Annotated in this window: 21 protein-coding genes; 13 read left to right on the forward strand and 8 right to left on the reverse strand. The window is 70.7% G+C overall.

The genetic code is table 11. The features are described from left to right. Nucleotides 1-153 precede the first annotated feature (153 nt). Nucleotides 154-1,176, forward strand: a complete 1,023-nt coding sequence (locus GIS00_RS09775; RefSeq protein ID WP_154768235.1) for an ATP-binding cassette domain-containing protein — start codon at nt 154-156, stop codon at nt 1,174-1,176. After that, a complete protein-coding gene (locus GIS00_RS09780; protein ID WP_154768236.1) occupies nt 1,173-1,976 on the forward strand; it encodes an ABC transporter permease in 804 nt (267 codons plus the stop codon). Before GIS00_RS09775 ends, GIS00_RS09780 begins: the two co-directional genes overlap by 4 nt. 64 nt (nt 1,977-2,040) lie before the next feature. Here GIS00_RS09780 and GIS00_RS09785 read toward each other — a convergent pair whose 3' ends face one another. Beyond that, complete coding sequence (locus GIS00_RS09785; protein ID WP_154768237.1) at nt 2,041-3,324, reverse strand: thymidine phosphorylase; 1,284 nt, start codon at nt 3,322-3,324, stop codon at nt 2,041-2,043. Between the two features lie 282 nt (nt 3,325-3,606). Here GIS00_RS09785 and GIS00_RS09790 point away from each other — a divergent pair, with 282 nt between their 5' ends. The 4 genes from GIS00_RS09790 to GIS00_RS09805 all read left to right on the forward strand — a co-directional run bounded on the left by GIS00_RS09790 (nt 3,607) and on the right by GIS00_RS09805 (nt 7,134). Further along, entirely contained in the window at nt 3,607-4,866 is a 1,260-nt protein-coding gene (locus GIS00_RS09790; protein ID WP_322097787.1) for a cytochrome P450, read from the forward strand. 68 nt (nt 4,867-4,934) lie between these two features. Beyond that, a complete protein-coding gene (gene deoD / locus GIS00_RS09795) occupies nt 4,935-5,645 on the forward strand; it encodes a purine-nucleoside phosphorylase (protein WP_154768238.1) in 711 nt (236 codons plus the stop codon). Nucleotides 5,646-5,655: 10 nt separating this feature from the next. Next, on the forward strand, nt 5,656-6,411 hold the full coding sequence (locus GIS00_RS09800) for a creatininase family protein (RefSeq protein WP_154768239.1): 756 nt from the start codon (nt 5,656-5,658) through the stop codon (nt 6,409-6,411). Nucleotides 6,412-6,465: 54 nt separating this feature from the next. Next, nucleotides 6,466-7,134, forward strand: a complete 669-nt coding sequence (locus GIS00_RS09805; RefSeq protein WP_154768240.1) for an alpha/beta hydrolase — start codon at nt 6,466-6,468, stop codon at nt 7,132-7,134. Nucleotides 7,135-7,288: 154 nt separating this feature from the next. On the opposite strand, the gene GIS00_RS09810 is transcribed toward GIS00_RS09805, so the two are convergent. Further along, nucleotides 7,289-8,647: an amidohydrolase gene (locus tag GIS00_RS09810; protein ID WP_196073209.1), complete on the reverse strand. Its 1,359-nt coding sequence runs from the start codon at nt 8,645-8,647 to the stop codon at nt 7,289-7,291. 155 nt (nt 8,648-8,802) lie between these two features. Between GIS00_RS09810 and GIS00_RS09815 the strand changes: the two genes are divergently transcribed. Together GIS00_RS09815 and GIS00_RS09820 are read left to right on the forward strand one after the other, a co-directional pair. Next, nucleotides 8,803-9,729, forward strand: a complete 927-nt coding sequence (locus GIS00_RS09815) for a class I SAM-dependent methyltransferase (protein WP_230313355.1) — start codon at nt 8,803-8,805, stop codon at nt 9,727-9,729. Beyond that, nucleotides 9,726-10,256: an RBBP9/YdeN family alpha/beta hydrolase gene (locus GIS00_RS09820; protein WP_154768242.1), complete on the forward strand. Its 531-nt coding sequence runs from the start codon at nt 9,726-9,728 to the stop codon at nt 10,254-10,256. Before GIS00_RS09815 ends, GIS00_RS09820 begins: the two co-directional genes overlap by 4 nt. On the opposite strand, the gene GIS00_RS09825 is transcribed toward GIS00_RS09820, so the two are convergent. The 6 genes from GIS00_RS09825 to GIS00_RS09850 form a co-directional block, all read right to left on the reverse strand. Then, nucleotides 10,253-11,452, reverse strand: coding sequence for an amidohydrolase family protein (locus GIS00_RS09825; RefSeq protein WP_154768243.1), 1,200 nt, complete (start codon nt 11,450-11,452; stop codon nt 10,253-10,255). The two genes, GIS00_RS09820 and GIS00_RS09825, sit on opposite strands and share 4 nt — an antisense overlap. Beyond that, the gene (locus GIS00_RS09830; RefSeq protein ID WP_154768244.1) at nt 11,449-11,865 is read right to left on the reverse strand and encodes a cytidine deaminase; all 417 of its coding nucleotides are present in this window, start codon (nt 11,863-11,865) and stop codon (nt 11,449-11,451) included. The genes GIS00_RS09825 and GIS00_RS09830 overlap by 4 nt, the downstream gene beginning before the upstream one ends. Before the next feature lie 105 nt (nt 11,866-11,970). Continuing rightward, entirely contained in the window at nt 11,971-13,206 is a 1,236-nt protein-coding gene (locus GIS00_RS09835; protein WP_154768245.1) for an ABC transporter permease, read from the reverse strand. Next, a complete protein-coding gene (locus GIS00_RS09840) occupies nt 13,203-14,315 on the reverse strand; it encodes an ABC transporter permease (protein WP_154768246.1) in 1,113 nt (370 codons plus the stop codon). The genes GIS00_RS09835 and GIS00_RS09840 overlap by 4 nt, the downstream gene beginning before the upstream one ends. Next, nucleotides 14,315-16,051 (reverse strand): ABC transporter ATP-binding protein, encoded by a 1,737-nt coding sequence (locus tag GIS00_RS09845; protein ID WP_154768247.1) that lies wholly within the window; start codon nt 16,049-16,051, stop codon nt 14,315-14,317. The genes GIS00_RS09840 and GIS00_RS09845 overlap by 1 nt, the downstream gene beginning before the upstream one ends. Nucleotides 16,052-16,320: 269 nt before the next feature. Then, nucleotides 16,321-17,526: a BMP family lipoprotein gene (locus GIS00_RS09850; protein ID WP_322097788.1), complete on the reverse strand. Its 1,206-nt coding sequence runs from the start codon at nt 17,524-17,526 to the stop codon at nt 16,321-16,323. 617 nt (nt 17,527-18,143) lie between these two features. Between GIS00_RS09850 and sdhC the strand changes: the two genes are divergently transcribed. From sdhC to GIS00_RS09875, 5 genes are all read left to right on the forward strand, one after another. Beyond that, on the forward strand, nt 18,144-18,584 hold the full coding sequence (sdhC, locus tag GIS00_RS09855) for a succinate dehydrogenase, cytochrome b556 subunit (RefSeq protein ID WP_154768248.1): 441 nt from the start codon (nt 18,144-18,146) through the stop codon (nt 18,582-18,584). A gap of 70 nt (nt 18,585-18,654) precedes the next feature. Beyond that, nucleotides 18,655-19,086 (forward strand): succinate dehydrogenase hydrophobic membrane anchor subunit, encoded by a 432-nt coding sequence (locus tag GIS00_RS09860; RefSeq protein WP_154768249.1) that lies wholly within the window; start codon nt 18,655-18,657, stop codon nt 19,084-19,086. A 16-nt stretch (nt 19,087-19,102) separates the two neighbouring features. Next, nucleotides 19,103-20,869, forward strand: a complete 1,767-nt coding sequence (gene sdhA, locus GIS00_RS09865) for a succinate dehydrogenase flavoprotein subunit (protein WP_154768250.1) — start codon at nt 19,103-19,105, stop codon at nt 20,867-20,869. Further along, the gene (locus GIS00_RS09870) at nt 20,869-21,663 is read left to right on the forward strand and encodes a succinate dehydrogenase iron-sulfur subunit (RefSeq protein ID WP_154768251.1); all 795 of its coding nucleotides are present in this window, start codon (nt 20,869-20,871) and stop codon (nt 21,661-21,663) included. Before sdhA ends, GIS00_RS09870 begins: the two co-directional genes overlap by 1 nt. A gap of 112 nt (nt 21,664-21,775) precedes the next feature. Continuing rightward, nucleotides 21,776-22,444 (forward strand): hypothetical protein, encoded by a 669-nt coding sequence (locus GIS00_RS09875; protein WP_154768252.1) that lies wholly within the window; start codon nt 21,776-21,778, stop codon nt 22,442-22,444. Nucleotides 22,445-22,503: the final 59 nt, after the last annotated feature.

The following is a 22,503-nucleotide window of genomic DNA, read 5'->3' on the forward strand; positions in this document are numbered from 1 at the left end:
ATCGGCGACACCGGGGATCCGACGATCGCACAACGATCCGTAGCTGTTCGCCGGCCGGTCACCGCTTCCTGCCGCCACCCGCTGCTGGACCCGCTGACCTGCGCATACAGAATCAGGAGGCGACTGTCGGGGGTAGTCCCTAGGGTGTCGATCATGGCTCCACTCATCGAAGCGGAAGCACTCGTCAAGAAGTTCAAGGACAACACGGCACTGGCCGGCGTCGACCTCGCGGTCGAGCAGGGCACGGTGCTGGGCCTGCTCGGGCCGAACGGCGCCGGCAAGACCACGGCGGTGCGCATCCTCACCACCCTGCTGCGCCCGGACGGCGGATCCGCCCGGGTGGCCGGGTTCGACGTGGTCGCCGACGCGGACAAGGTGCGCGCGACGATCGGACTGACAGGTCAGTACGCCGCCGTCGACGAGTACCTGACCGGGTTCGAGAACCTGGAGATGGTCGGCCGGCTCTACCATCTCGGCCGATCGGTGGCGCGGGAGCGGGCCGGGGAGCTGCTCGAGCGGTTCGACCTCACCGAGGCCGGCAACCGTCCCGCGAAGACCTACTCCGGCGGCATGCGCCGACGGCTGGACATCGCCGCCTCGCTGATCGCCCGCCCCGCCGTGCTGTTCCTGGACGAACCGACCACCGGGCTGGACCCGCGCAGCCGCCAGGGCATGTGGCAGTTCATCGCGGACCTGGTCGGCGACGGCACCACGATCCTGCTGACCACCCAGTACCTGGAGGAGGCGGACCGGCTGGCGAACGACATGGTGGTGATCGACCGCGGCACGGTGATCGCCCGCGGCACCGCCGACGAGCTCAAGGCCCAGGTCGGCGGCCAGCGGCTGGAGTTCGACGTGGTGCACGCCGAGGACCTGCCGCGGGTGGTCGAGGCGATCGCGTCCCTGGCCAGTGACCCGCCCCGGATCGACGAGCAGGTACGACGGGTCACCGCACCGATCACCGGCGGCGCGGAGACCCTGGCCCGGGCGCTGGCCCTGCTCGAGCCCACCGGTATCGAGCTGGCCGACGTCGGACTGCGCCGGCCCGACCTGGACGACGTGTTCCTCACCCTCACCGGCCACGCCGCCGAGGAGTCGGACGAGGCAGCGGGTGACGACGACCCGGATCCAGGGAAGTCCGCCAAGGGCACGTCGCAGAAGGGAGAGACCCGATGAGCACGGCCACCGAATGGCTCGGCGACAGCGTCGCCATCACCAAGCGGAACCTGATCAAGGTCAAGCGGGTTCCCGACCTGATCGTCTTCTCGATCCTGTCGCCGATCATGTTCGTGCTGCTGTTCGTCTACGTCTTCGGCAGCGCGATCCCGATCGAGGGGCTCAGCTACGCCGAGTTCCTGCTGCCCGGCATCTTCGCGCAGACCGTGCTGTTCGGCGCCTCGTTCAGCGGCACCAGCATCGCCGAGGATCTGCAGAAGGGCCTCATCGACCGGTTCCGCTCGCTGCCCATGGCCCGATCGTCGGTGCTGGTCGGGCGGACGGTCGCCGACATCGGACTGAACGCCATCTCGATCGTGGTGATGGCGCTGACCGGCCTGCTGGTCGGCTGGCGGATCCGCTCGTCGGTCCCGGAGGCGCTGCTCGGCTTCGTGCTGCTGCTGCTCTTCGCGTTCGCGATGTCCTGGGTGATGGTGATCGTCGGGATGCTGGTGCGCACGCCGGAGGTGTTCAACAACGCCAGCTTCATCGTGATCTTCCCGCTGACCTTCATCGCCAACACCTTCGTCCCGACCGAAGGATTCCCGTCGGTGTTGAAGGCGATCGCCGACTGGAACCCGATCTCCTCCATCACCCAGGCGTCGCGCGACCTGTTCGGCAACACCTCGGCGCTCACTCCCGTGCCGGACGTCTGGCCGATGCAGCACCCGGTGGTCTACACGCTGATCTGGATCGTGGTGATCCTGGCCGTCTGCATCCCGCTGGCCGTGCGGCAGTACCTGCGCACCGCACTCCGCTGACGCCGGACCTCGAGCTGCTCGACGGGACCCGCGCGTTGACCGGCGAGCTGATCCGGGTCCGAGGTCAGCGCACCACGTCCAGGACCAGCGGGCCCGGGTCGACAACGGCTCCCGGCGGGGCGATCTCGATCGCGCCGGCCAGGTCGGCGAGTGCCCCCTCGACCAGCGAGGGGTCGTCGGTGTGCAGTTCGAACAGCGGCGCCCCGGCCGCCACCGTCTCCCCCGGCTTGGCCAGGCAGAGCACCCCGGCCGCGGACTGCACCGGGTCACCGGGCCGCGCCCGGCCCGCACCGAGCCGCCAGGCCGCGATCCCGACCGGCATCGCGTCGAGCCGGCCGATGATGCCGGACCGGTCCGCCCGGACGATCTCGCGCACCTGCGGCTGCGGCAGCGGAGCGTCGGGGTCACCACCCTGACCGGCGACCATCGCGCGCCACACGTCCATCGCCCGGCCGGAGGCGAGCACCTGCGCCGGGTCGACGTCCAGCCCGGCCAGGGCCACCATCTCCCGGGCCAGCGCCAGCGTCAGCTCCACCACGTCCGCGGGCCCGCCGCCGGCGAGCACCTCCAGCGACTCGGCGACCTCGACCGCGTTGCCGGCCGCCCGGCCCAGCGGGCTGTCCATCGCAGTCAGCAGGGCGGTCGTGCGCACACCCGACCCGGCCCCCAGATCGACCATCGACCGGGCCAGCTCCGCGGCCTTCTCCCTGGTCTTCATGAACGCACCGGAGCCCACCTTGACGTCCAGGACCAGAGCGGACGTGCCCTCGGCGATCTTCTTGCTCATGATCGACGCCGAGATCATCGGGATGGACTCGACGGTCGCGGTCACGTCGCGCAGCGCGTAGAGCCGCTTGTCCGCCGGCGCCAGGTCGGCCGACGCCGCGCAGATCACCGCGCCGACCTCGGCGAGCTGCCGGGTCATCGCCTCGGGCGAGAGCAGCGGATCCCAACCCGGGATGGCCTCCATCTTGTCCAGCGTGCCGCCGGTGTGCCCCAGCCCGCGCCCGGACAGCTGCGGGACAGCGGCCCCACAAGCGGCCACCAGTGGCGCCAGCGGTAGTGAGATCTTGTCCCCCACACCACCTGTCGAGTGTTTGTCGACGGTCGGCCGACCCACCCCGGACAGGTCGAGCCGGATCCCGGAGGCGATCATCGCCGCGGTCCAGCGCACCACCTCGCGGCGCTCCATGCCGTTCAGCAGGATCGCCATCAGCAGCGCCGACATCTGCTCCTCGGCGACCTCGCCGGCGGTGTACGCAGCCACCACCCAGTCGATCTGCTCGTCGGTCAACGCCCGCCCGTCACGCTTGGCGATGATGACGTCCACCGCCGCGATGGTGCTCATCCGGTGTGCCTCCTCGGTCCGGCGTCCAGTATCGACCAGTGCCTGCGTCCCGGTGGTGCCCGGGCGGGACGGGCGAGCTGCCGGGTCGCGCGCGCCCGGAGGGTGGGCGGACGACGGCGGTCAGGCCCGGTCGAGTTCTCGCAATGTCAGCTGGAACAACCGTGCCGGCCCCGCGGCCACCGACGCTGCGCGGCACGGTGCCGGCGGCCCGACGCCTGGAGCCAGGAGCCAGGAGCCAGGAGCCAGGACGGCGCACCATGCCCGGCGGCATACCCTCGTCGGGTGCTGTCCGCCGCCGATCTCGACCCCGTCGCCCTCGACCCCGCCGCCGCCGGGTTCGATCCTGCCGACCCCCGGTTCCTCGCCGACCCCTACCCGGTCTTCGGCCGGCTCCGCGCACTCGGGCCGGTGCTGCCGTTCGGCCCGCGCGGGGTCTACCTGCTGCCCCGGTACGCCGAGGTCAACGCCGCGCTGCGCGACCGTCGGCTGGGTCGGGACTTCAAGCACCTCTACACCGAGGAGGAGTTCGGGCAGCCCGCGCCGGACGACCGCTGGCCGCGGTGGCAGCTCAGCGAGCGCTGGTCGCTGCTCAACCTGGAGCCGCCGGACCACACCCGCCTCCGGCGGCTGATCACCAAGGTGTTCACCGCCAGGTCGGTGGCGGCGCTGCGCCCGCGGATCGCCGACATCGCCGCCCGCCGTCTCGACGAAGCGGTCGGGAACAGCGGTGCTGCAGCGGGTTTCGACCTGATCGGCGACTACGCGCAGCCGTTCTCGGTCGCGGTCATCTGCACCCTGCTCGGCGTCCCGTTGCCGGACGGTCCGAAACTGCTGGAGTGGTCGCACGCCATCGTCAAGATGTACGAGTTCTCCACCAGCGACGACGAGCGCGGCCGGGCGGAGATCGCCGCGGACGAGTTCATCGACCGGGTCCGGGCCCTGATCGCCGAGCGGCGCACCGACCCGCGGGAGGACCTGATCACAGAGCTGGTGCAGGTGTCCGACAGCGGTGACCGGCTGACCGAGAACGAGATCGTCAGCACGGTGATCGTGCTGCTCAACGCCGGGCACGAGGCGACCGTCAACACCCTGGGCAACGGGATGCGGGCGATGATGCTGCACCCGGCCCAATGGGCCCGGGTGACCTCGGGCGAGGTCGGGACTGCCGCCGCCGTCGAGGAACTCATCCGCTGGGACGCCCCGCTGCAGCTCTTCGAGCGTTGGGTGCTGCACGACGGGGTCGAACTGGGCGGCGTCGAGTTCCGCCGTGGCGACCGGGTGGCGATGATGTTCGGGTCGGCCAACCGGGACCCGGATCGCTTCCCGGACCCGGACGCGTTCGACGCCGGCCGGGGCGATGCCACCCACATCGGGTTCGGCGGCGGTCTGCACTTCTGCATCGGGGCACCGCTCGCGCGGCTCGAGCTGGAGGTCTCGCTGGACCTGCTGCGCAGGTACCCGGACCTGCACCTGACGGAGACTCCCGTCTACCAGCCGTATTTCGTCATCCGCGGACTGTCCGCCCTGCGCCTGCAGCCCTGACCGCGCCCGGCGAGCGACCGAGAAGCACCGCCAAGCCCCGACCAGCCCCGACCAGCAAGGAGATCCACATGGGAACCCCGCACATCAGCGCCGCGGACGGCGACATCGCACCGGTGGTGCTGATGCCCGGCGACCCGCGCCGGGCCCGGCGGATCGCCCATGCCTTCTTCGACGAGCCGCGGCTGGTCACCGAGGTGCGCGGGATCGAGGGCTGGACAGGGACTTTCGAGGGCCGGCCGATGACGGCGATGGCCTCCGGCATGGGCATGCCGTCGATCAGCATCTACGCCACCGAACTGTTCCGGTTCTACGGGGTGCAGCGGATCATCAGGGTCGGGACGGCCGGCGGGATCGCCGACGAGGCCCAGCTGGGTGAGGTGGTCATCGCCTCGGCCGCGCACACCGACTCGTCGATGGCGGCGCTGCGCATCCCCGGTGTCCACTTCAGCCACGCACCCGCCTTCGGGCTGCTGGCCGCCGCTGTCACGGCGGCGCAGGAAGCCGGGATCACCCACCGGGTGGGGCCGATCTTCTCCTCGGACACCTTCTACTCGGACCGCCAGGACGTGACCGCCGGGCTCGCCGCGCACGGCACGCTGGCCGTCGAGATGGAGGCGGCTGCGCTCTACGGCGTGGCCGCGGCCGAGGGCAAGGAGGCGCTCACCGTCGCCACCATCACCGACCACATCATCCGGCACGAGGCGATGTCAGCCGACGAGCGGGAGACCCGGTTCGAGCCGATGGTCCGGATCGCGGCCCGGGCGCTGCTGGCCGGTTGACCCTCCGCCGATGAGCACCCACCACTCGTCCCCGGATCTCGGCGCGCTGCTGGCGGCCGGGTCGGTGCCGCTGCTGCCGTTCGGCGCGTTCGAGCAGCACGGGCCGCACCTGCCGCTGTCCACCGACACGATCATGGCCCGGGCGCTGGCCGAGCGGCTGTGCCCGGTGGTCGACGGGGTGCTGCTGCCGGCGGTCGAGTACGGGCAGACCACCGGCAACGACGGTTTCCCGGGCACCCTGAGCCTGTCGTTCGACACGGTGCGGGCCATCGCCGGCGACCTCATCTCCGCCCTTCACCGGCAGGGGGCGCGGGCGCTGGTCATCGTCAACGGCGATTTCGGCAACCGCGCGCCGCTGGCACTGGCTGCCCGGGATGCGAAGGAGCGCAACGGTTTCCCGGTGCTGGTGCTGAACTACCCGGGGATGACGGAGGCGTTCGCGGCGATCGGCACGTCCCGGCCCGCCGGCTTCGGCCTGCACCACGCCGACGAGCTGGAGACCTCGATCGTGCTGGCCGTCGCCCCGGAGGCGGTGGACATGTCCCGCGCCGTCGCCGAGTACCCGGTGTTCCCGCCCGACTTCCCGGACGCCGAGTACGGCATGGCCGAGCTCGGCGCCACCGGCGTGTTCGGCGATCCCACCCACGCCACCGCGGAGAAGGGTGAAGCGCTGCTGGATGCGCTCACCGCCGCGGCGGCACGACTGATCGGCGACTTCCTGCGGCTGCACCCGCAGGACCGGACGGGCGACCGAACGCGGGACTGAACACCGGCGGACCGGGAACCTGCCTGCTGCGGATCCGAGTGCAAGGAGGCGGCGATGACCTGGTTCGTCCTGGTCCCGGGCATGAACCACGGCGGCTGGTGGTACCGGCCGATCGTGGAGGAACTGGCGGCGCACGGCCACGTCGGCGACGCGGTGACCCTGGCCGGGCTGGACCCGGACGGCCCGCCGGCGCCCGACGCGAACCTGGACACCCACATCGACGACGTCGTCCGGGTGCTCGACGCCCGCGACGGCGCGGCCGTGCTCGTCGGCCACAGCTACGCCGGGAGTGTGATCTCCGGTGCCGCCGAGCTGCGCCCGGAGAAGGTGCAGGCGCTGGTCTACCTGGACGCCTTCGTCCCGGAGGACGGGGAGTCCGCCTGGACGATGACCAACGACGAGGAACGCGAGTGGTACATCGACGGGGCCGGCGCCGACGGCCTCGGGGTGGCGCCGCTGCCGTTCTTCGACGAGCGGGCCCGGCCGCACCCGCTCGGCACCCTGATCCAGAAGTCGAGGCTGCCCGGGCGGTGGCGGACCGTGCCGCGCAAGCACTACGTGGCGGCGGTCGGTGCCGAGTGGTTGCCGCACACCCCGTTCGCCGGGCTGACCCAGCGCCTCGAGATGGACCCGGACTTCACCGTGCACCGGGTCGACTCCCGCCACAACTTCCTCGCCCACGGCACCGACCTGCTGATGGGCGAGCTGCTGCCCTTCGGCTGAGCGCGGCATGCGGCGGCGGGGTGATCAGGGTCGCCTGCCGCCGCTACGGGGTCCCCCCGCGTCGCAGGGGCGAACTCGGCGACTCCTGCACCAGCCGTCCCATTCCCGCCCCGAAAAGCCCTGCGGACGTTGTTGATCCACGCCAGGGGCGGGGTCAGACGGCGTCGTACTGCTGGATCGTGCGGCCGTGGGCGGTGTCGGTGAGGGCGGCGAGGCGGGGTGCCAGGCGGGTGGAGAGCTCGGCGACGTCCACGGTCAGCAGCTTCCGGTCCCGCATCAGAACCTTGCCGGCGACGATCGTGGTGCTGATGTCGGCGGACCGGGCGCTGAACACCAGGGTCGAGGCGAGGTCGTGCACCGGCTGGGTGTGCGGGCCGGTCAGGTCGACCAGGATGACATCGGCCTGGTGGCCGGGCGCCAGCGAGCCGATCTGCCCGGCCAGGCCGAGGGCCGCGGCACTGCCGAGGGTGGCCAGGCCCAGGGTCTGCTTCGCCGACATCCACAGCTCGTCCCGCTCGACGAACTTCTGCACCAGCGCCGTCATCGTCATCGACTCCCACACGTCGAGCGTGTTGTTCGACGCGGCACCGTCGGTGGCCAGGCCGACCGCGACACCCGCGGCGAGCAGCAGCCGGATGGGCGTGGTGTCCTCCCCCACCTTCAGGTAGCCCTTCGGCGCGGAGCCGACGCCGACCCGCCCCTGCGCCGCCTGCAACAGCGGGACGTCCTCCGGCACAGTGCCTTTCGCGTGCGCGATCAGGGTCCGGCCCTCCAGCAGGCCGGTCTTCCCCAGCACCCCGATCGGGGTCAGACCGCGCCGGGCCCGGCTGGCCCGGGTCTCCTCGCGATGTTCCGCGGCGTGGATGTGCACCAGCAGGTCGTGCTCGATCCCGGCCGCCGCGGTGCGCTCCAGATCGGCGTCGTCGACGGTGTAGACCCCGTGCGGGGCCAGCGATGTGGTGATGCGCCCGCCGGCGGTGCCGCGGTAGGCCAGCGCGTACTCCAGGCCCCGTTCGAAGCCGGCCGGTCCCTCGGAGGAGAAGTAGGTCCAGCCGAGATTCGCACGCAGGCCGGTGTCGTCGACGGCGGTGGCCACCCGGTCCATCATGAAGTAGTGGTCGGCGAAGGTGGTCACGCCGCCGGCGATCATCTCGGCGCAGGCCAGCCGGGCCGCCAGCTCGACGTCGTCGGCGGTGAGGTTGACCTCCATCGGCCAGATCCGCTTGTTGAACCAGTCGACGGTCGACACGTCCTCCGCGGCCCCGCGGAACATCACCATCGGTGCGTGGGTGTGGCAGTTGATCAGGCCGGGCATCGCCACCTGGCCGCGACCGTCGATCACCTCGACACCCTCCGGTACGGGCGAGTCACCAGCTGCGGCAACGGATTCGATGACACCGTCACGGACCACGATCCGGGCGCCCGGCAGGAAGTCGATCGTCCCGTCCCCGCCGTGCACCAGTGCGGTCACGTTCTCGATCACCAGATCGGCGGCGCGTCCGTCCGTGCCCATGCCCACCACTCCCATCGCCCACTGCTCGAGGTCCCGGCGACGGACCGGGCCCGCCGCTCGCGTCCCGGACGTCGCCGGGCGTCCACTACCGTCGCACGTACACGCAGCGTCGCGGAACCCGGCCCGACCGGAACCACCAGCGCGAGGAGACAGCGATGACGGACAGCACCCCCGGCGGCACCTCCGCGCCGCTCTCGGACACCACCGTGCAGGACCTGGTGCTGACCCTGCAGCTCGCCGCCCACGGCGATCGTTTCGGAGCGATGGTCTCCGCTGCGCTGGCCGCGGAGGCCGGTTCGCTGCTGGGTGCGGCGCTGGAGCAGTACCTGACCGACCCGGCCGGTGACGGCACGGTGTACGACGCCCCGGCCGCTTTCGAGGCGTTCATCCGCGGCGGCGGCAACGTCGGGCTGTACCAGCGGACCAGCGCGGCACTCGCCGCGACCTACCGGGACGTGCGGCCCACCACGCTGCTGGAGATCGGCTGCGGCGACGGGCTGGCACTGCTGCCCGCCCTCGACGCGGCCGGCGGGGCCGCCCCGACGTCGGTCGAACTCGTCGAACCATCCGCCGCGCTGCTCGGGCAGTGCACGGCGGCGCTCGCGGCGCGGGACATCTCCGTCACCACCTCCGGCCCGGGCACACTCCAGGACCGGCTCGACAACAGCGACAGCAGCTGGGATCTCGCCGAGTCCTCCTTCGCCCTGCACGCCCTGGAGCCCACTGTCCGGACCGAACAGCTGCGCCGGCTCGCACCTCGCGTCAGGCGGCTGGTGCTGGTGGAGTTCGACGTGCACGTCCCGGAGCCGGGTACCGACGCGCACGTCCGGGAGCTGGCGATCCGGTACGAAAAGGGCCTGGCCGAGTACACCGACACCCGCGACCTGGTGGCGCAGGGTTTCCTGGCTCCGGTGCTGATCGGGCAGCTGGCGCCGGACGCGCCGCGGGCGACCTGGGAGCAGCCGCGGGAGGCCTGGGCGGCGCAACTGGCGGAGGCCGGTTTCACCGACATCACCACCGAGGACGTCTCGCCGTACTGGTGGTCACCGGCGTTCGTGCTGCGCGCCACCGGCCGGGCATGAGCGTGCGCACCGTCGTCGTCCCGGGCATCGACAGCTCCGGGCCGGACCACTGGCAGAGCTCGTGGGAGCAGCAGCTGGGCGCCACCCGGATCGCGCCGACCAGTTGGGCGGCACCGGATCTCGCCGACTGGTGCGCGGCGCTGGAGCGGGCCGGGGCGGACGGTGCCGTGCTGGTCGCGCACAGCCTCGGCTGCTGGGCGACCTCGGAGTGGATCGCGGGCGGCGGGCGCCCGGCCGGCGTGCTGCTGGTGGCACCGCCGGACACCGCGGCCCCCACCTTCCCGGCCGCTGCCGCGCCGACGTTCGTCCCGCTGACCCCACGGCCGCTCGGCATCCCGGCGCTGCTGCTCGCCAGCTCCGACGATCCCTACTGCAGCCTGGAGCGCGCCGAGGAGTTCGGCGCAGGTTGGGGTGTCACCACCCTCGACGTCGGCCCGCTCGGCCACATCAACTCCGCCAGCGGCCTCGGCGACTGGTCCACCGGCCGCCACCTCCTCACCGCCTTCACCGCCGGCCTGCGACGCTAGAGCAACCCTCCTGCTACCACGCGGCCCCGGCAGATCACGGCGGTGACTGCGTGCCGGTCCATCGCCGCGACGTCCTCCCACGGGCGCCCGCGCATGACCACCAGGTCGGCGGGCCGACCGGGCTCGAGCACCCCGACGTCGGACCGCAGGGCAGCAGCGGCGCGGGAGGTGCCGGCCTGCAGCGTGCGTTCCGCCGACCAGCCGAGCACCTCGGCCATCCTGCGCAGCTCCAGCCACTGGTCGCCGAACTCCAGGAAGTAGCCGTTCGCGTCGGTCCCGAGGACGAAGTCGACGCCCGCGGAAGCGGCGTCGGCCAGCGCCTTGTCCCGGTGCACCATCAGCTCCGCGGCGATCTCCTGCGCCTCGTCGGACACGGGAACATCCGCCCGGGCGATCATGTCGTTGATCAGCAGGGTCGGCGCGACCGGGATCCCACGCTCCGCCAGCACGACCGCCTGCTCCGGGGTGAGACCGGTGCCGTGCTCGATGGAGTCGACACCCTCCTCGAGCGCGATGTCGATGCCTTCGGCCGAGTGGGTGTGGCAGGCCACCGTCATGCCCAGCGCGTGCGCCTCGTCGACGGTGGCGGCGATCTCCCCCCGGGTGTGGTTGCGCCAGCCGACCTTGTCGCCCATGGAGAGCACGCCGCCGCTGGTGTAGATCTTGATGCCGGTCATCCCGGTGCGGGCCCAGCGTCGGACGAGAGCGCGGCACTCGTCGGGACTGTCGGCCGTGGGCGGCCGGTCCTTGACCGCGCGCGGGGTGAACAGGTCGAGGTGGCCGGCGGTCATGCCGACCGGGCCGGAGTTGTGCAGCCGCGGCCCGTCCATCACCCCGAGGTCGAACACCCGGGCCACCGCGGCCTGTGTCTCGTCCGCGCCCAGGTCGCGCAGCGAGGTGACACCGGCCCGCATAGCCCGCTGCGCGTTCGCCGCACCGTGCAGCGACTGCTCCTCCCGCTCGGTGACCAGCGGCCAGGTGAAGGTGTCGAAGCCCTTCACCCGGTCCCGGCCGCCGGCGAAACCGATGAGGTGGACGTGGGTGTCGACGAGACCTGGGATCACCGACAGACCCGAGTCCGGGCCGGCCGCCGGCACCACCTCGGTCACGAGGCCGCCGGACACGGTCAGGTCGACGAGGCCGCGGTCCGTCCGGCCGTCCCACAGCCGGACGCCGGACAGCACGTGCCCGGTCATGCCGGCAGGTGCTCCGGGCCGAACGCGTCCGGCAGCACCCAGGTCATCGGCTGGATGCCGGACGGGGTGTCCACCAACAGATCCGGGCCGCCGAACTCGTAGATGACCTGCCGGCACCGGCCGCACGGCATCAGCAGCTCACCGGTCCCGGACCGGCAGGCCAGGGCCGCCAGCCGGCCGCCGCCGGTCATCCGCAGCTGGCCGACCAAGGTGCACTCGGCACACAGACCCAGTCCGTACGACGCGTTCTCGATGTTGCAGCCGGTGATGATCCGGCCGTCGTCGACGATCGCCGCCACCCCGACCTGCAGGCCCGAGTACGGGCAGTAGGCGAGCTGGGCGGCCTCGACGGCGAGTGCGCGCAGCGCCTCCCAGTCGACGCCTGCGGGATCGAAGGCGGACGTGCTCTCCATGGTGCGTTCCTTCTGTCGTGCATCGGTGCTGTCGTGCCGTCGCGGCCGGATTCCGGGGCCCGGCGATGAGGCACCCGGGGCCTTCGGTCCCTGGGCACCCCGGAACTAGTGCGAGCCCTTCCGGTACGGGTGACCGTCCGCCTTCGGCGGCCGGAGTCGTTGCGAGGCAAGGCCCATCACCAGCAGGGTGATCGCGTACGGGGCCGCCTTCACCAGCTGGCTGGGCAGCGAGTCGGTGGTGAGGAACCAGACCAGGGCCAGCACCGCGATCACCGTGGTGACCACGGCGACGGCGGTGTTGCGGGCCCGGAACTGCAGGACCGCGTAGAAGGCCAGGGCCAGCACCACCAGCAGCAGGAACGCCCGCATCGCCAGCCCGGTGGAATCGAACAGCTGGACGCCGTCGGTGTAGCCGAAGAGCAGTGCGCCGGCCGCCATCCCGCCCGGTCGCCAGTTGCCGAAGATGACCGAGGCGAGGCCGATGTAGCCGCGGCCCGCGGTCTGCCCGTTCTGGAAGTTGAGGCCCACCACCAGGAACGCACCGGCCAGGCCGGAGATCGCGCCTGAGACGGTCACGCCGATGTACTTGTAGAGGTAGACGTTCACGCCGAGCGACTCGGCGGCGTAGGGCGCCTCGCCGCAGGACCGCAGCCGCAGCCCGAACCGGGTGCGCCACAGCAGGAACGCCGACCCGACGATCAGGATGACCGCGATCAGGGTCAGCAGCGACAGCTGGGTGACCGCACCGCCGGCGACGCCGGCCAGGTCGGAGATCAGGAACCAGCCCTTGTCGGCCAGACTGCTCAGCCAGTCGGACAGACCCGGGATGGTGATCCGCGGGACGTCGGCGACCCGCGGTGACTGCTGTCCGCCGAACCACAGCTGGGCCAGGAACAGCGCGAGACCCGGGGCCACGATGGACAGGGCGACACCGGCGATGATGTGGTCGACGCCGAAGGTGATGGCCGCCAGCCCGAGCAGCAGGCCGCCGAGCAGGCCGCACAGCACGCCCGTCACCACACCGGCCCACGGGCCGTGCTGGTAACCGACCACGGCACAGCCGAACGTGCCCAGCACCATCATGCCCTCGAGGCCGATGTTGACGATGCCCGCACGTTCGGACCAGATGCCGGACAGGCCGGCCAGCGCGATCGGCACGGCGGCGGTGAGTGCGGACTGCACCGCACCGACAGAGGTCAGGTTGTCGGCGCCGGTGATCAGCCGGACCAGCGACACCACGGCGAAGATGCCCAGGATGATCAGTGCCCAGACCGCCGGCGTCAGCTTCCGTTCGCGGACGACCTTGGCCGGTCGGGTGAGCGGGGCGTCGATGTCGGTCATACGGTCACGCTCTTCCGGGTCTTGGCCTGCAGGGCCCGTGCGACTTCTCGCTGTTCCAGCACCAGCTTGTAGCGGCGCACCAGCTCGTAGGCGATGACCACGGACAGCACGATCACGCCCTGCATGATCGCCACCAGCTGGTTCGGGATGTCCACGCCCTGCAGCGAGTTCGCCACGCCGTCGAGGGAGGCCCACAGCAGCGCGGCGAACACCATGCCGATCGGGTTGTTCCGGCCGAGCAGCGCGATCGCGATGCCGGTGATGCCGTAGCCGGCCGGGAAGTTCACCGAGTACTGCTGCGACGGGCCGTTGAGCAGCTCGGGGATGCCGACCAGACCGGCGACGGCGCCGGACATCAGCATCGCCGCGACCGCCATCTTCTTGGCGCTGATGCCGCTGGCGATCGCCGCCGCCGGGTTCAGCCCGGTGGCCCGCAGCGAGAACCCGAACACCGTGCGGTTCAACATGAACGCGTAGGCGACACCGACCACGACGGCGATCAGGGTGAGGGTGTAGATCGGGGTGGTCGACCCCTCGACCGCGATCGTCGCGACCCTGCCCCCGTCGCTGATCTTCGCGGTGCCGATGTTGTTGCCGATGGCCACGCCCAGCTGCTCCGGGGTGAGCAGGTAGGCGATGATCGCGATGGCGATGGAGTTCAGCATGATCGTGCTGATGACCTCGCTGACCCCGCGGGTGACCTTGAGGAACACCGCGATACCGGCCCAGGAGGCACCGACCAGCACTGCGGCCAGGATCGTCATGATGATCCGCAGGAAGCCCGGCAGGTCCGCCATCCAGCCGGCGCCGGCCAGCGAGGCCGACAGCATGGCGGCCAACTTGTACTGGCCGTCGACGCCGATGTTCAGCAGGTTCATCTTGAAGCCGATCGCCACCGCGACCGCCGCCAGGTAGTAGGCGCCGGCCGTGTTCAGCGCCGAGATCTGGATGCGGGTCCGGCCGATCGCCTCCCACATCGCCGAGGCCGCGGTGAACGGGCTGTGCCCGGAGGCTATGAGGATGATCGAGGAGATCACCGCCGAGATCAGCAGTGCGGCCACCGGCGCGGCCAGCGCCAGCGCGACCGAACGTCCCGAGATCCTGCGCATCAGTCCGCGTCTCCGTCCGGGCCGGTGGCCGTGTCGGTGTGGGCGTCGCCGGCAGCGTGGTGACCGCCGGCCGGTACCGGTGAGTCGGGCCCGTCGTCGGACGATGCCTTCCGCAGCCCGGCGGGGGGCGGTGGCGCAGCAGCAGGGGTCAGGTCACCCTCCGGGTCTGCGGCGACAACGTCCTCATGACCGGCGCCGGTCATGGCGCCGCCGAGCGACTCCGGCGTCACCTGGTGCGGGTCGTAGGTGCCCACCAGCCGGCCGCGCAGGATCACCGTCAGCGTGTCCGACATGCCGATGAGTTCCTCCAGGTCGGCCGAGATCAGCAGCACCGCAAGGCCGGCCGCACGGGCGTTGCGCAGGTGCTCCCAGATCGCCGCCTGGGCACCGACGTCCACCCCGCGGGTCGGGTGCGAGGCGATCAGCAGCACCGGGTTGCCGCTCATCTCCCGGCCGACGATCAGCTTCTGCTGGTTACCGCCGGACAACGCCGCGGCCAGCACGTCGATCCCCGGGGTGCGGACGTCGTACTGGTCCACGATCCGCTGGGTGTCCGACCGGGCACCGGCCCGGTTGACGAAACGGCCCTTGGCGGAAGGACTCCGGGTCTGGTGGCCGAGCATCCGGTTCTCCCAGAGGGATGCCTCCAGCAGCAGCCCCTGCCGGTGCCGGTCCTCCGGGATGAACCCGACCCCGGCCTCCCGGCGGTGCAGGGTGGACAGCGCCGAGATGTCCGTGCCGTCCAGCGCGACGGTGCCGCCGGCCAACGGGATGATGCCCATGATCGCGTCGACCAGTTCGGCCTGGCCGTTGCCCTCGACACCGGCGATGCCGACGACCTCGCCGGCGTGGATCGTCAGGTCGATGTCGGTGAGCACGTCGCGGCCGTCGCCGCCGGCCACCCGGACCCCGGTCAGCCGCAGCACCTCCCGGTCGGTGACGGTGGACTCGCGCAGCTCCGGGACCGGCAGCGCGGAGCCGACCATCAGCTCGGCCAGCTGCCGGTTGGTGACCTGCTTGGGATCGGCGGTGCCGACGGTGGTGCCGCGCCGGATCACGGTGATCTCGTCGGAGATGGACCGTACCTCGTCCAGCTTGTGCGAGATGAAGATGATGGTCAGGCCCTCGGACTTGAGGTCGCGCAGGTTGCCGAACAGCTCGTCGACCTCCTGCGGCACGAGCACCGCAGTGGGCTCGTCGAGGATGAGGATCTTCGCGCCGCGGTAGAGCACCTTGAGGATCTCCACCCGCTGGCGAGCACCGACGCCGAGGGTCTCCACCAGCGCGGCGGGATCGACGGTGAGGCCGTAGCGGGTGGCCAGTTCGGAGATGTGCCGGCGGGCACCGGCGGCGTCCAGCCGGCCGCCCTTGACCGGCTCGGAGCCGAGAACGATGTTCTCCCAGACGGTCAGGTTGTCCGCCAGCATGAAGTGCTGGTGCACCATGCCGATCCCGGCGGCGATGGCGTCGGCCGGCGAGTGGAACACCAGCTCGCGGCCGTCGACCTCGATCGTGCCCTCGTCCGGCTGGTGCATCCCGTACAGGGTCTTCATCAGCGTGGACTTACCGGCACCGTTCTCACCCACCAGCGCGTGCACGGTCGCCCGGCGCACGGTGAGGTTGATGTCGGAGTTGGCGACCACACCGGGATAGCGCTTGGTGATGCCGGTCAGCCGCACCGCGATCGGCGCGTCGGTGGCCTCCGCCGTGGTGGCGGACTGCACGCCGCTGGTCATGGGCCGCTCCTGGGGCTGGCTCGTCGGGTGGGGTCCGGAAGGGCCGGGTGGGCGCCCTCCGGGCTTGCCGGGGTGACCGGGGTCACCGTACTGCGCCGGACACCGGCACGGACAGGTCGGGCGGTCCGCCCCGCCGCCGCGTGCCGGACGGGACCACCCCGCAGAGAAGATCAGGGTCCGGTGACACCGGGGTTTCCCCGACATGTCACCGGACCCTGATCAGGTCACTGCTGTTCAGTGCTGTGTTGCTGCGAGTACTGCTGACGCGATCAGCCGAGGGTGGTCGGCACCGTGATCTCGCCGGAGATGATCTTCGCCTGGTACTCGTCGATCTGGGTCTTGATGTCGTCGATCGCCCCACCGGAGTAGGAGATGCCGACGCCACCGTTGGCCAGGTCGAAGGTCTGCACGCCGGTGAGCGGCGCACCGGTCGCACCGGAGGCGATGAAGTCGTACACCGCGATGTTCACGTTCTTGACGGCCGAGGTCATGATGACGTCCTTGACCGCGTCGAGCGTGGGCAGGTTGTACTGGTCGGAGTCGACGCCGATGGCCAGCTTGCCGGCGGCCTGCGCCGCCTGGAACACACCGGTGCCCGAGCCGCCCGCGGCCGAGTAGATGATGTCGGCGCCGGCGTCGTAGATGCCCTTGGCGATGGTCTGGCCCTTGTCGGGGGCGTTGAAGCCGGAGAAGTCCGGCGGCTCGGTGATGTAGCTGGCGGTGTTCTTGATGCTCGGGTCGATCTCGGCGACGCCGGCATCGAAGCCCGCCTGGAAGGTCTGCAGCAGCGGCACGTTGACGCCACCGATGAAGGCGACGCTCTTGGCCTCGGACTTCAGCGCGGCGGCGACGCCGACCAGGTAGGAGGACTGCTCGGCCGCGAACACCAGGGAGGCGACGTTCGGCGAGTCGGCCAGGGTCGAGTCGTCGACGATGCCGAAGTTGACGTCCGGGTTGGCCGCGGACACGGTGCCCATGGCGGTCGCGTAGTCGAAGCCGACCGCGATGACCATGGTGGCGCCCTGGTCGACCAACTGGGAGAGCCGGTCCACCTTGGCCGAGTCCGGCTCGCCGGTGGTGGCGAACAGCTCGGCGACGACCTCGACACCCTGCTTCTTCGCCTCCTCGACACCCGCGGACGCGGAGTCGGTGAAGGACTGGTCACCCTTGGGGCCGTCGTAGGCCATGCCGACCTTGACCGAGGCCGGGTCGCCGGTGATCGGGGCGTAGGGGCTGCCCGAGGCGGACGGGGTGCCGCTGGAGCTGCCGGCCGAGCCGTCGGACGACGCCGAGGTGGCCTCGGACGAGCTCGGGGCCTCCGAGGTGCCGGCCGACGACGAGGCGGCGCTGCTGGCCGCCGTGGTGGCGGCGGTGGAGGTCGTGGTGCCGGAGTCGGAACTCGAGCCACAGGCCGACAGCACCAGGGCCGCCGCGGCGACCCCTGCCATCAGCCGGACGCTGCGGGAGCGAAGCACAGCTTCTCCTTCATCTCACTGGTGGTGCGGGAACCCTGTTGGCACCGCTGGCCGAACCTGACACCCACCCTGGCGGGCGGACATCGGTCGGACGTTACCGTCCGACCGCCGCTGGTCAAAGGCCCATCCTGGTCCGTGACCGAATCGTGGCCTCTCGTCAGAATCTGCTGGAGATCAGGTGATCGGGCATCAGGTTCGTCGGCGCGCGGCGGTTCTGCCGGAAGATTCTGCGGCATCATCGGGGTCCGAATCGGGCGGAAAGGACACCGTTCCGATACGTCCCTGACACACGGACGTCATCCGGGGATGCGGTTCGATGCCCTGCCTCGGGCGGCTCCGCCCCGGCCCGAGAGGCGCGACGGCAGAGCGCGTTCGGGCCCGGTGATCACGGTCGCCGGATCCGCGTGTCGCACGTCACGGGTGATCATGGCTGTCCCGAGCGTCACATCGTGCCCGTTCGCACCACGTGTGAACGCAGGGTTAGCATCGCTGCAGCCCGATGAGGGGCGGTGTCCGACGGTTGTTCCGCCAGCCGCCGTCCGGACATCGGACCTGCCGGGACCTGCTGGAACCGACAGGACACAGCCCGCCGCCGACGCCGGAGGTCGAATCGCCGCATGTCAACGTCAACCGCCCTGCCGGGCTCGGGTAGTGGTCAGGGGTCACCCGGACCACGCCGCGGCTCGGTCTACCGCGGCGCCGAGGGCATGTGGTCCTGGGTCGCCCACCGGATCACCGGCGTCCTGACCTTCTTCTTCCTCTTCGCGCACGTGCTGGACACCGCCCTCGTGCGGGTCTCGCCGGAGAGCTACAACAAGGTCATCGAGACCTACAAGAACCCGTTCGTCAACCTGCTCGAGGTCGGTCTCGTCGGCGCGGTGCTCTACCACGCGCTCAACGGCATCCGGATCATGCTGATCGACTTCTGGGCCAAGGGCCCGCGCATCCAGCGGCAGATGCTCTGGGTGGTGCTGGGTGTCTGGATCGTCGTGATGGTGCCGGGCACGTACTTCATGCTCAAGCGCACTGTTGAGGTCATGTTCGGTGGTGGGGCCTGATGTACGGAGCCGCACTTTCGTCGGTGGCGACCAGCCACCGAACCATCGAGCAGAGCGGTGGGGGTGCGTGATGACCGCCGCATTCGACCCTCCTGCCACGCGGGGCATCGAGGCGCCGCGGGCGCCGAAGCGCAAGCTGGCCGGCCGCCGCTCGAACTTCGAGATGTACTCGTGGATGTTCATGCGGCTGTCCGGCATCGTGCTGGTGGTCCTGGTGCTGGGCCACCTGCTGATCATGAACGTTCTCGACGGTGGCGTGCACCGGATCAACTGGGGCTTCGTGGCGGGCCGCTGGGCCTCGCCGTTCTGGCAGATCTGGGACCTGCTGATGCTGTGGCTCGCCGAACTGCACGGCGCCAACGGCCTGCGCACCGTCATCAACGACTACGCCCGGAAGGACGGCACGCGCTTCTGGCTGCAGCTGCTGCTCGCCGCCTCCGTGGTCCTGACCGTCGGCCTGGGCACGCTGGTGATCTTCACCTTCGACCCGTCCATGGGCTGAGAACCGGAGACCTGAGATGCAATTCCACCGCTACGACGTGGTGATCGTGGGTGCCGGCGGGGCCGGCATGCGGGCCGCGATCGAGTCCACCAAGCGCGCCAAGACCGCCGTCCTGACCAAGCTCTACCCGACCCGCTCGCACACCGGTGCGGCGCAGGGCGGCATGTGCGCCGCCCTGGCCAACGTCGAGGACGACAACTGGGAGTGGCACACCTTCGACACCGTCAAGGGCGGCGACTACCTCGTCGACCAGGACGCCGCGGAGATCATGTGCAAGGAGGCCATCGACGCGGTCCTCGACCTGGAGAAGATGGGCCTGCCGTTCAACCGGACCCCCGAGGGCCGGATCGACCAGCGCCGGTTCGGCGGGCACACCCGCAACCACGGCGAGGCCGCCGTGCGCCGGGCCTGCTATGCGGCGGACCGCACCGGTCACATGATCCTGCAGACGCTGTACCAGAACTGCGTGAAGGAGGGCGTGGAGTTCTTCAACGAGTTCTACGTCCTGGACATCATGCTGACCGAGACCCCGGAGGGCCCGGTCTGCAACGGCGCGGTGGCCTACGAGCTGGCGACCGGCGAGATCCACGTCTTCCACGCCAAGTCCGTGGTGTTCGCGACCGGCGGCGCCGGCAAGGTCTTCAAGACCACTTCCAACGCGCACACCCTGACCGGTGACGGCATGGGCGTGACCTTCCGCAAGGGCATCCCGCTGGAGGACATGGAGTTCTACCAGTTCCACCCGACAGGCCTGGCCGGCCTGGGCATCCTGCTGACCGAGGGTGCCCGCGGCGAGGGCGCGATCCTGCGCAACGCCTCCGGCGAGCGGTTCATGGAGCGTTACGCCCCCACCATCAAGGACCTGGCGCCGCGCGACATCGTCGCCCGGTCGATGGTGATGGAGGTGCTGGAGGGACGTGGTGCCGGTCCGCACAAGGACTACGTGCTGCTGGACTGCACCCACCTGGGCGCCGAGGTGCTGGAGACCAAGCTCCCGGACATCACCGAGTTCGCCCGCACCTACCTGGGTGTCGACCCGGTGACCGAGCCGGTGCCGGTGTTCCCGACCGCGCACTACGCGATGGGCGGCATCCCGACGAACATCCACGGCGAGGTGCTGCGCAACAACACCGACGTCATCCCGGGCCTGTACGCCGCCGGCGAGTGCGCGTGTGTCTCGGTGCACGGCTCCAACCGGCTGGGCACCAACTCGCTGCTGGACATCAACGTGTTCGGACGCCGGGCCGGCATCGCCGCCGCGGACCACGCGAACAAGGAGGGTGTCGAGGTCGTCGAGGCCCCGGAGGCACCGCAGGCCTGGGTCGAGCAGATGGTGTCCACCCTGCTCACCTCCACCGGGTCCGAGCGGGTCGCCGACATCCGGATCGCCCTGCAGGAGACCATGGATGCGAACGCGGCGGTCTACCGGACCGAGGCCACGCTGAAGACGGCACTGGAGGACGTGCGGCTGCTCAAGGAGCGCTACGCCCGGGTCTCGGTGCACGACAAGGGCAAGCGGTACAACACCGATCTGCTGGAGGCGGTCGAGCTGGGCTTCCTGCTCGAGCTCGCCGAGGTGATGGTGGTGGGGGCGCTGGCCCGCACCGAGTCGCGCGGCGGTCATGCCCGGGAGGACTACCCGAACCGGGACGACACCAACTGGATGCGACACACCATGGCGTACAAGGATCCCGCCCGGCTGCACGAGCTGTCCGCCGACATCACCCTGGACTACAAGCCGGTCGTGCAGACCCGTTACCAGCCGATGGAGCGTAAGTACTGATGACTGTCACTTTCGGCGAGGTCGACGCGACGCCGACCGGTCCGGGCAAGCCGGCGGAGCTGCCGCCGGTGCCGGACGGGGCGATCATGGTGACCGTCCACATCCAGCGCTTCAACCCGGAGATCGACGAGGCGCCGCACAAGGAGTCGTACCGGATCCCGGCGCTGCCGACGGACCGCGTGCTCAACCTGCTGCACTACATCAAGTGGTACATCGACGGTTCGCTGACCTTCCGCCGGTCCTGCGCGCACGGCATCTGCGGGTCCGACGCGATGCGGATCAACGGCCGGAACCGCCTGGGCTGCAAGGTTCTCGTCAAGGACCTGGTCACCGACAAGAAGACCGAGATCACCATCGAGCCGATCAAGGGCCTCCCGCTGGAGAAGGACCTGATCGTCGACATGGAGCCGTTCTTCGACGCGTACCGCGCGGTGAAGCCGTACATGATCACCCACGGGAACGAGCCGTCCCGGGAGTGGATCCAGTCGCAGCACGACCGCGACCGGTTCGACGACACCACCAAGTGCATCCTGTGCGCCTGCTGCACCACCTCGTGCCCGGTGTACTGGTCCGAGGACGCCTACGTCGGGCCGGCGGCAATCGTCAACGCGCACCGGTTCATCTTCGACTCGCGGGACCAGGCGGGCCAGGAGCGGCTCGAGATCCTGTCCGACGCCGAAGGTGTCTGGCGCTGCCGTACCACCTTCAACTGCACCGACGCCTGCCCCCGCGGGATCGAGGTGACCAAGGCGATCCAGGAGGTCAAGCGCGCCTTGATGTTCCGGCGGGTCTGACCCTCTGATGCGCATACCCAGCACTCGTCGACAGCGCGGCGGCCTCGTGGCCGCCGCGCTGTTGGCGCTTCTCGCCCCGTTGCTCCCCGTCGTTCCTGCTGCAGCGACAACCATGGCAGGGCCTGCGCTCTCGACCGGCCCGGTACCGGCTGCGGCGCCGGAACCCGCCTGTGTGGCCCACGCGTTGCTGCCGACCCGGATCCCGGTGGACCGGCAGGAGCGGATCGTCTCCGTGCGACTGTCCGGCTGCGAGGGCTACCTGCGGTACGCCGGCGCCTCGGTCACCGGGCCGTCGGACATCATCGACTACCTGGAGTGGGACAACGTCCGGACCACCCAGCTGCACGTCTACGACACGATCGTCCCCGGCAGCTACCGCACCGTCGACGGCTGGGGGATGACCAAGGACGGCGACGTCATCCTCTTCGAGTCGACCAGCACGGTGATCAAGTTCGCGACCTTCGCCGGGGTCGCGGTGTCCCGGTCCGGCGGCATCGACCGGGTGACGGTGGCGGCCAAGCGCTACGCCGCACTCGACGGCTTCATCGCCTATCCGAACCGGGTGGTCGGCATCCAGAGCGCCCCGTCGGCCACCGGGCCGTGGACCAACGCCGGGTTCGTCAAGGTCGGTGCCACCGGTCGGGCCACCCTCGGGGTGCGTGCGGATCCGGGCCGCTTCTACCGCTCCTACTTCGGCGAGACCGGCTCCTTCTTCAGCGCCCAGAGCGTGGCCGCCGGCTCCCCGGTCCCGGTCGCCACCGACCCGACCGTCAGGCCCTGACCCTCCCCCGCTGCCCGTCCAACCCCCACCGGCGCGAGGATCTTCTTCGCATGCGCGTG

Source organism: Nakamurella alba (assembly GCF_009707545.1).
Lineage (GTDB): Bacteria > Actinomycetota > Actinomycetes > Mycobacteriales > Nakamurellaceae > Nakamurella > Nakamurella alba.

Excerpts from the sequence above, each read along its gene's own strand:
- GIS00_RS09775 (WP_154768235.1), top strand. The coding sequence starts at position 154 with ATGGCTCCACTCATCGAAGCGGAAGCACTCGTCAAGAAGTTCAAGGAC.
- GIS00_RS09780 (WP_154768236.1), top strand. The coding sequence starts at position 1,173 with ATGAGCACGGCCACCGAATGGCTCGGCGACAGCGTCGCCATCACCAAG.
- GIS00_RS09785 (WP_154768237.1), bottom strand. The coding sequence starts at position 3,324 with ATGAGCACCATCGCGGCGGTGGACGTCATCATCGCCAAGCGTGACGGG.
- deoD (WP_154768238.1), top strand. The coding sequence starts at position 4,935 with ATGGGAACCCCGCACATCAGCGCCGCGGACGGCGACATCGCACCGGTG.
- GIS00_RS09800 (WP_154768239.1), top strand. The coding sequence starts at position 5,656 with ATGAGCACCCACCACTCGTCCCCGGATCTCGGCGCGCTGCTGGCGGCC.
- GIS00_RS09805 (WP_154768240.1), top strand. The coding sequence starts at position 6,466 with ATGACCTGGTTCGTCCTGGTCCCGGGCATGAACCACGGCGGCTGGTGG.
- GIS00_RS09810 (WP_196073209.1), bottom strand. The coding sequence starts at position 8,647 with ATGGGCACGGACGGACGCGCCGCCGATCTGGTGATCGAGAACGTGACC.
- GIS00_RS09815 (WP_230313355.1), top strand. The coding sequence starts at position 8,803 with ATGACGGACAGCACCCCCGGCGGCACCTCCGCGCCGCTCTCGGACACC.
- GIS00_RS09820 (WP_154768242.1), top strand. The coding sequence starts at position 9,726 with ATGAGCGTGCGCACCGTCGTCGTCCCGGGCATCGACAGCTCCGGGCCG.
- GIS00_RS09825 (WP_154768243.1), bottom strand. The coding sequence starts at position 11,452 with ATGACCGGGCACGTGCTGTCCGGCGTCCGGCTGTGGGACGGCCGGACG.
- GIS00_RS09830 (WP_154768244.1), bottom strand. The coding sequence starts at position 11,865 with ATGGAGAGCACGTCCGCCTTCGATCCCGCAGGCGTCGACTGGGAGGCG.
- GIS00_RS09835 (WP_154768245.1), bottom strand. The coding sequence starts at position 13,206 with ATGACCGACATCGACGCCCCGCTCACCCGACCGGCCAAGGTCGTCCGC.
- GIS00_RS09840 (WP_154768246.1), bottom strand. The coding sequence starts at position 14,315 with ATGCGCAGGATCTCGGGACGTTCGGTCGCGCTGGCGCTGGCCGCGCCG.
- GIS00_RS09845 (WP_154768247.1), bottom strand. The coding sequence starts at position 16,051 with ATGACCAGCGGCGTGCAGTCCGCCACCACGGCGGAGGCCACCGACGCG.
- sdhC (WP_154768248.1), top strand. The coding sequence starts at position 18,144 with ATGTCAACGTCAACCGCCCTGCCGGGCTCGGGTAGTGGTCAGGGGTCA.
- GIS00_RS09860 (WP_154768249.1), top strand. The coding sequence starts at position 18,655 with ATGACCGCCGCATTCGACCCTCCTGCCACGCGGGGCATCGAGGCGCCG.
- sdhA (WP_154768250.1), top strand. The coding sequence starts at position 19,103 with ATGCAATTCCACCGCTACGACGTGGTGATCGTGGGTGCCGGCGGGGCC.
- GIS00_RS09870 (WP_154768251.1), top strand. The coding sequence starts at position 20,869 with ATGACTGTCACTTTCGGCGAGGTCGACGCGACGCCGACCGGTCCGGGC.
- GIS00_RS09875 (WP_154768252.1), top strand. The coding sequence starts at position 21,776 with ATGGCAGGGCCTGCGCTCTCGACCGGCCCGGTACCGGCTGCGGCGCCG.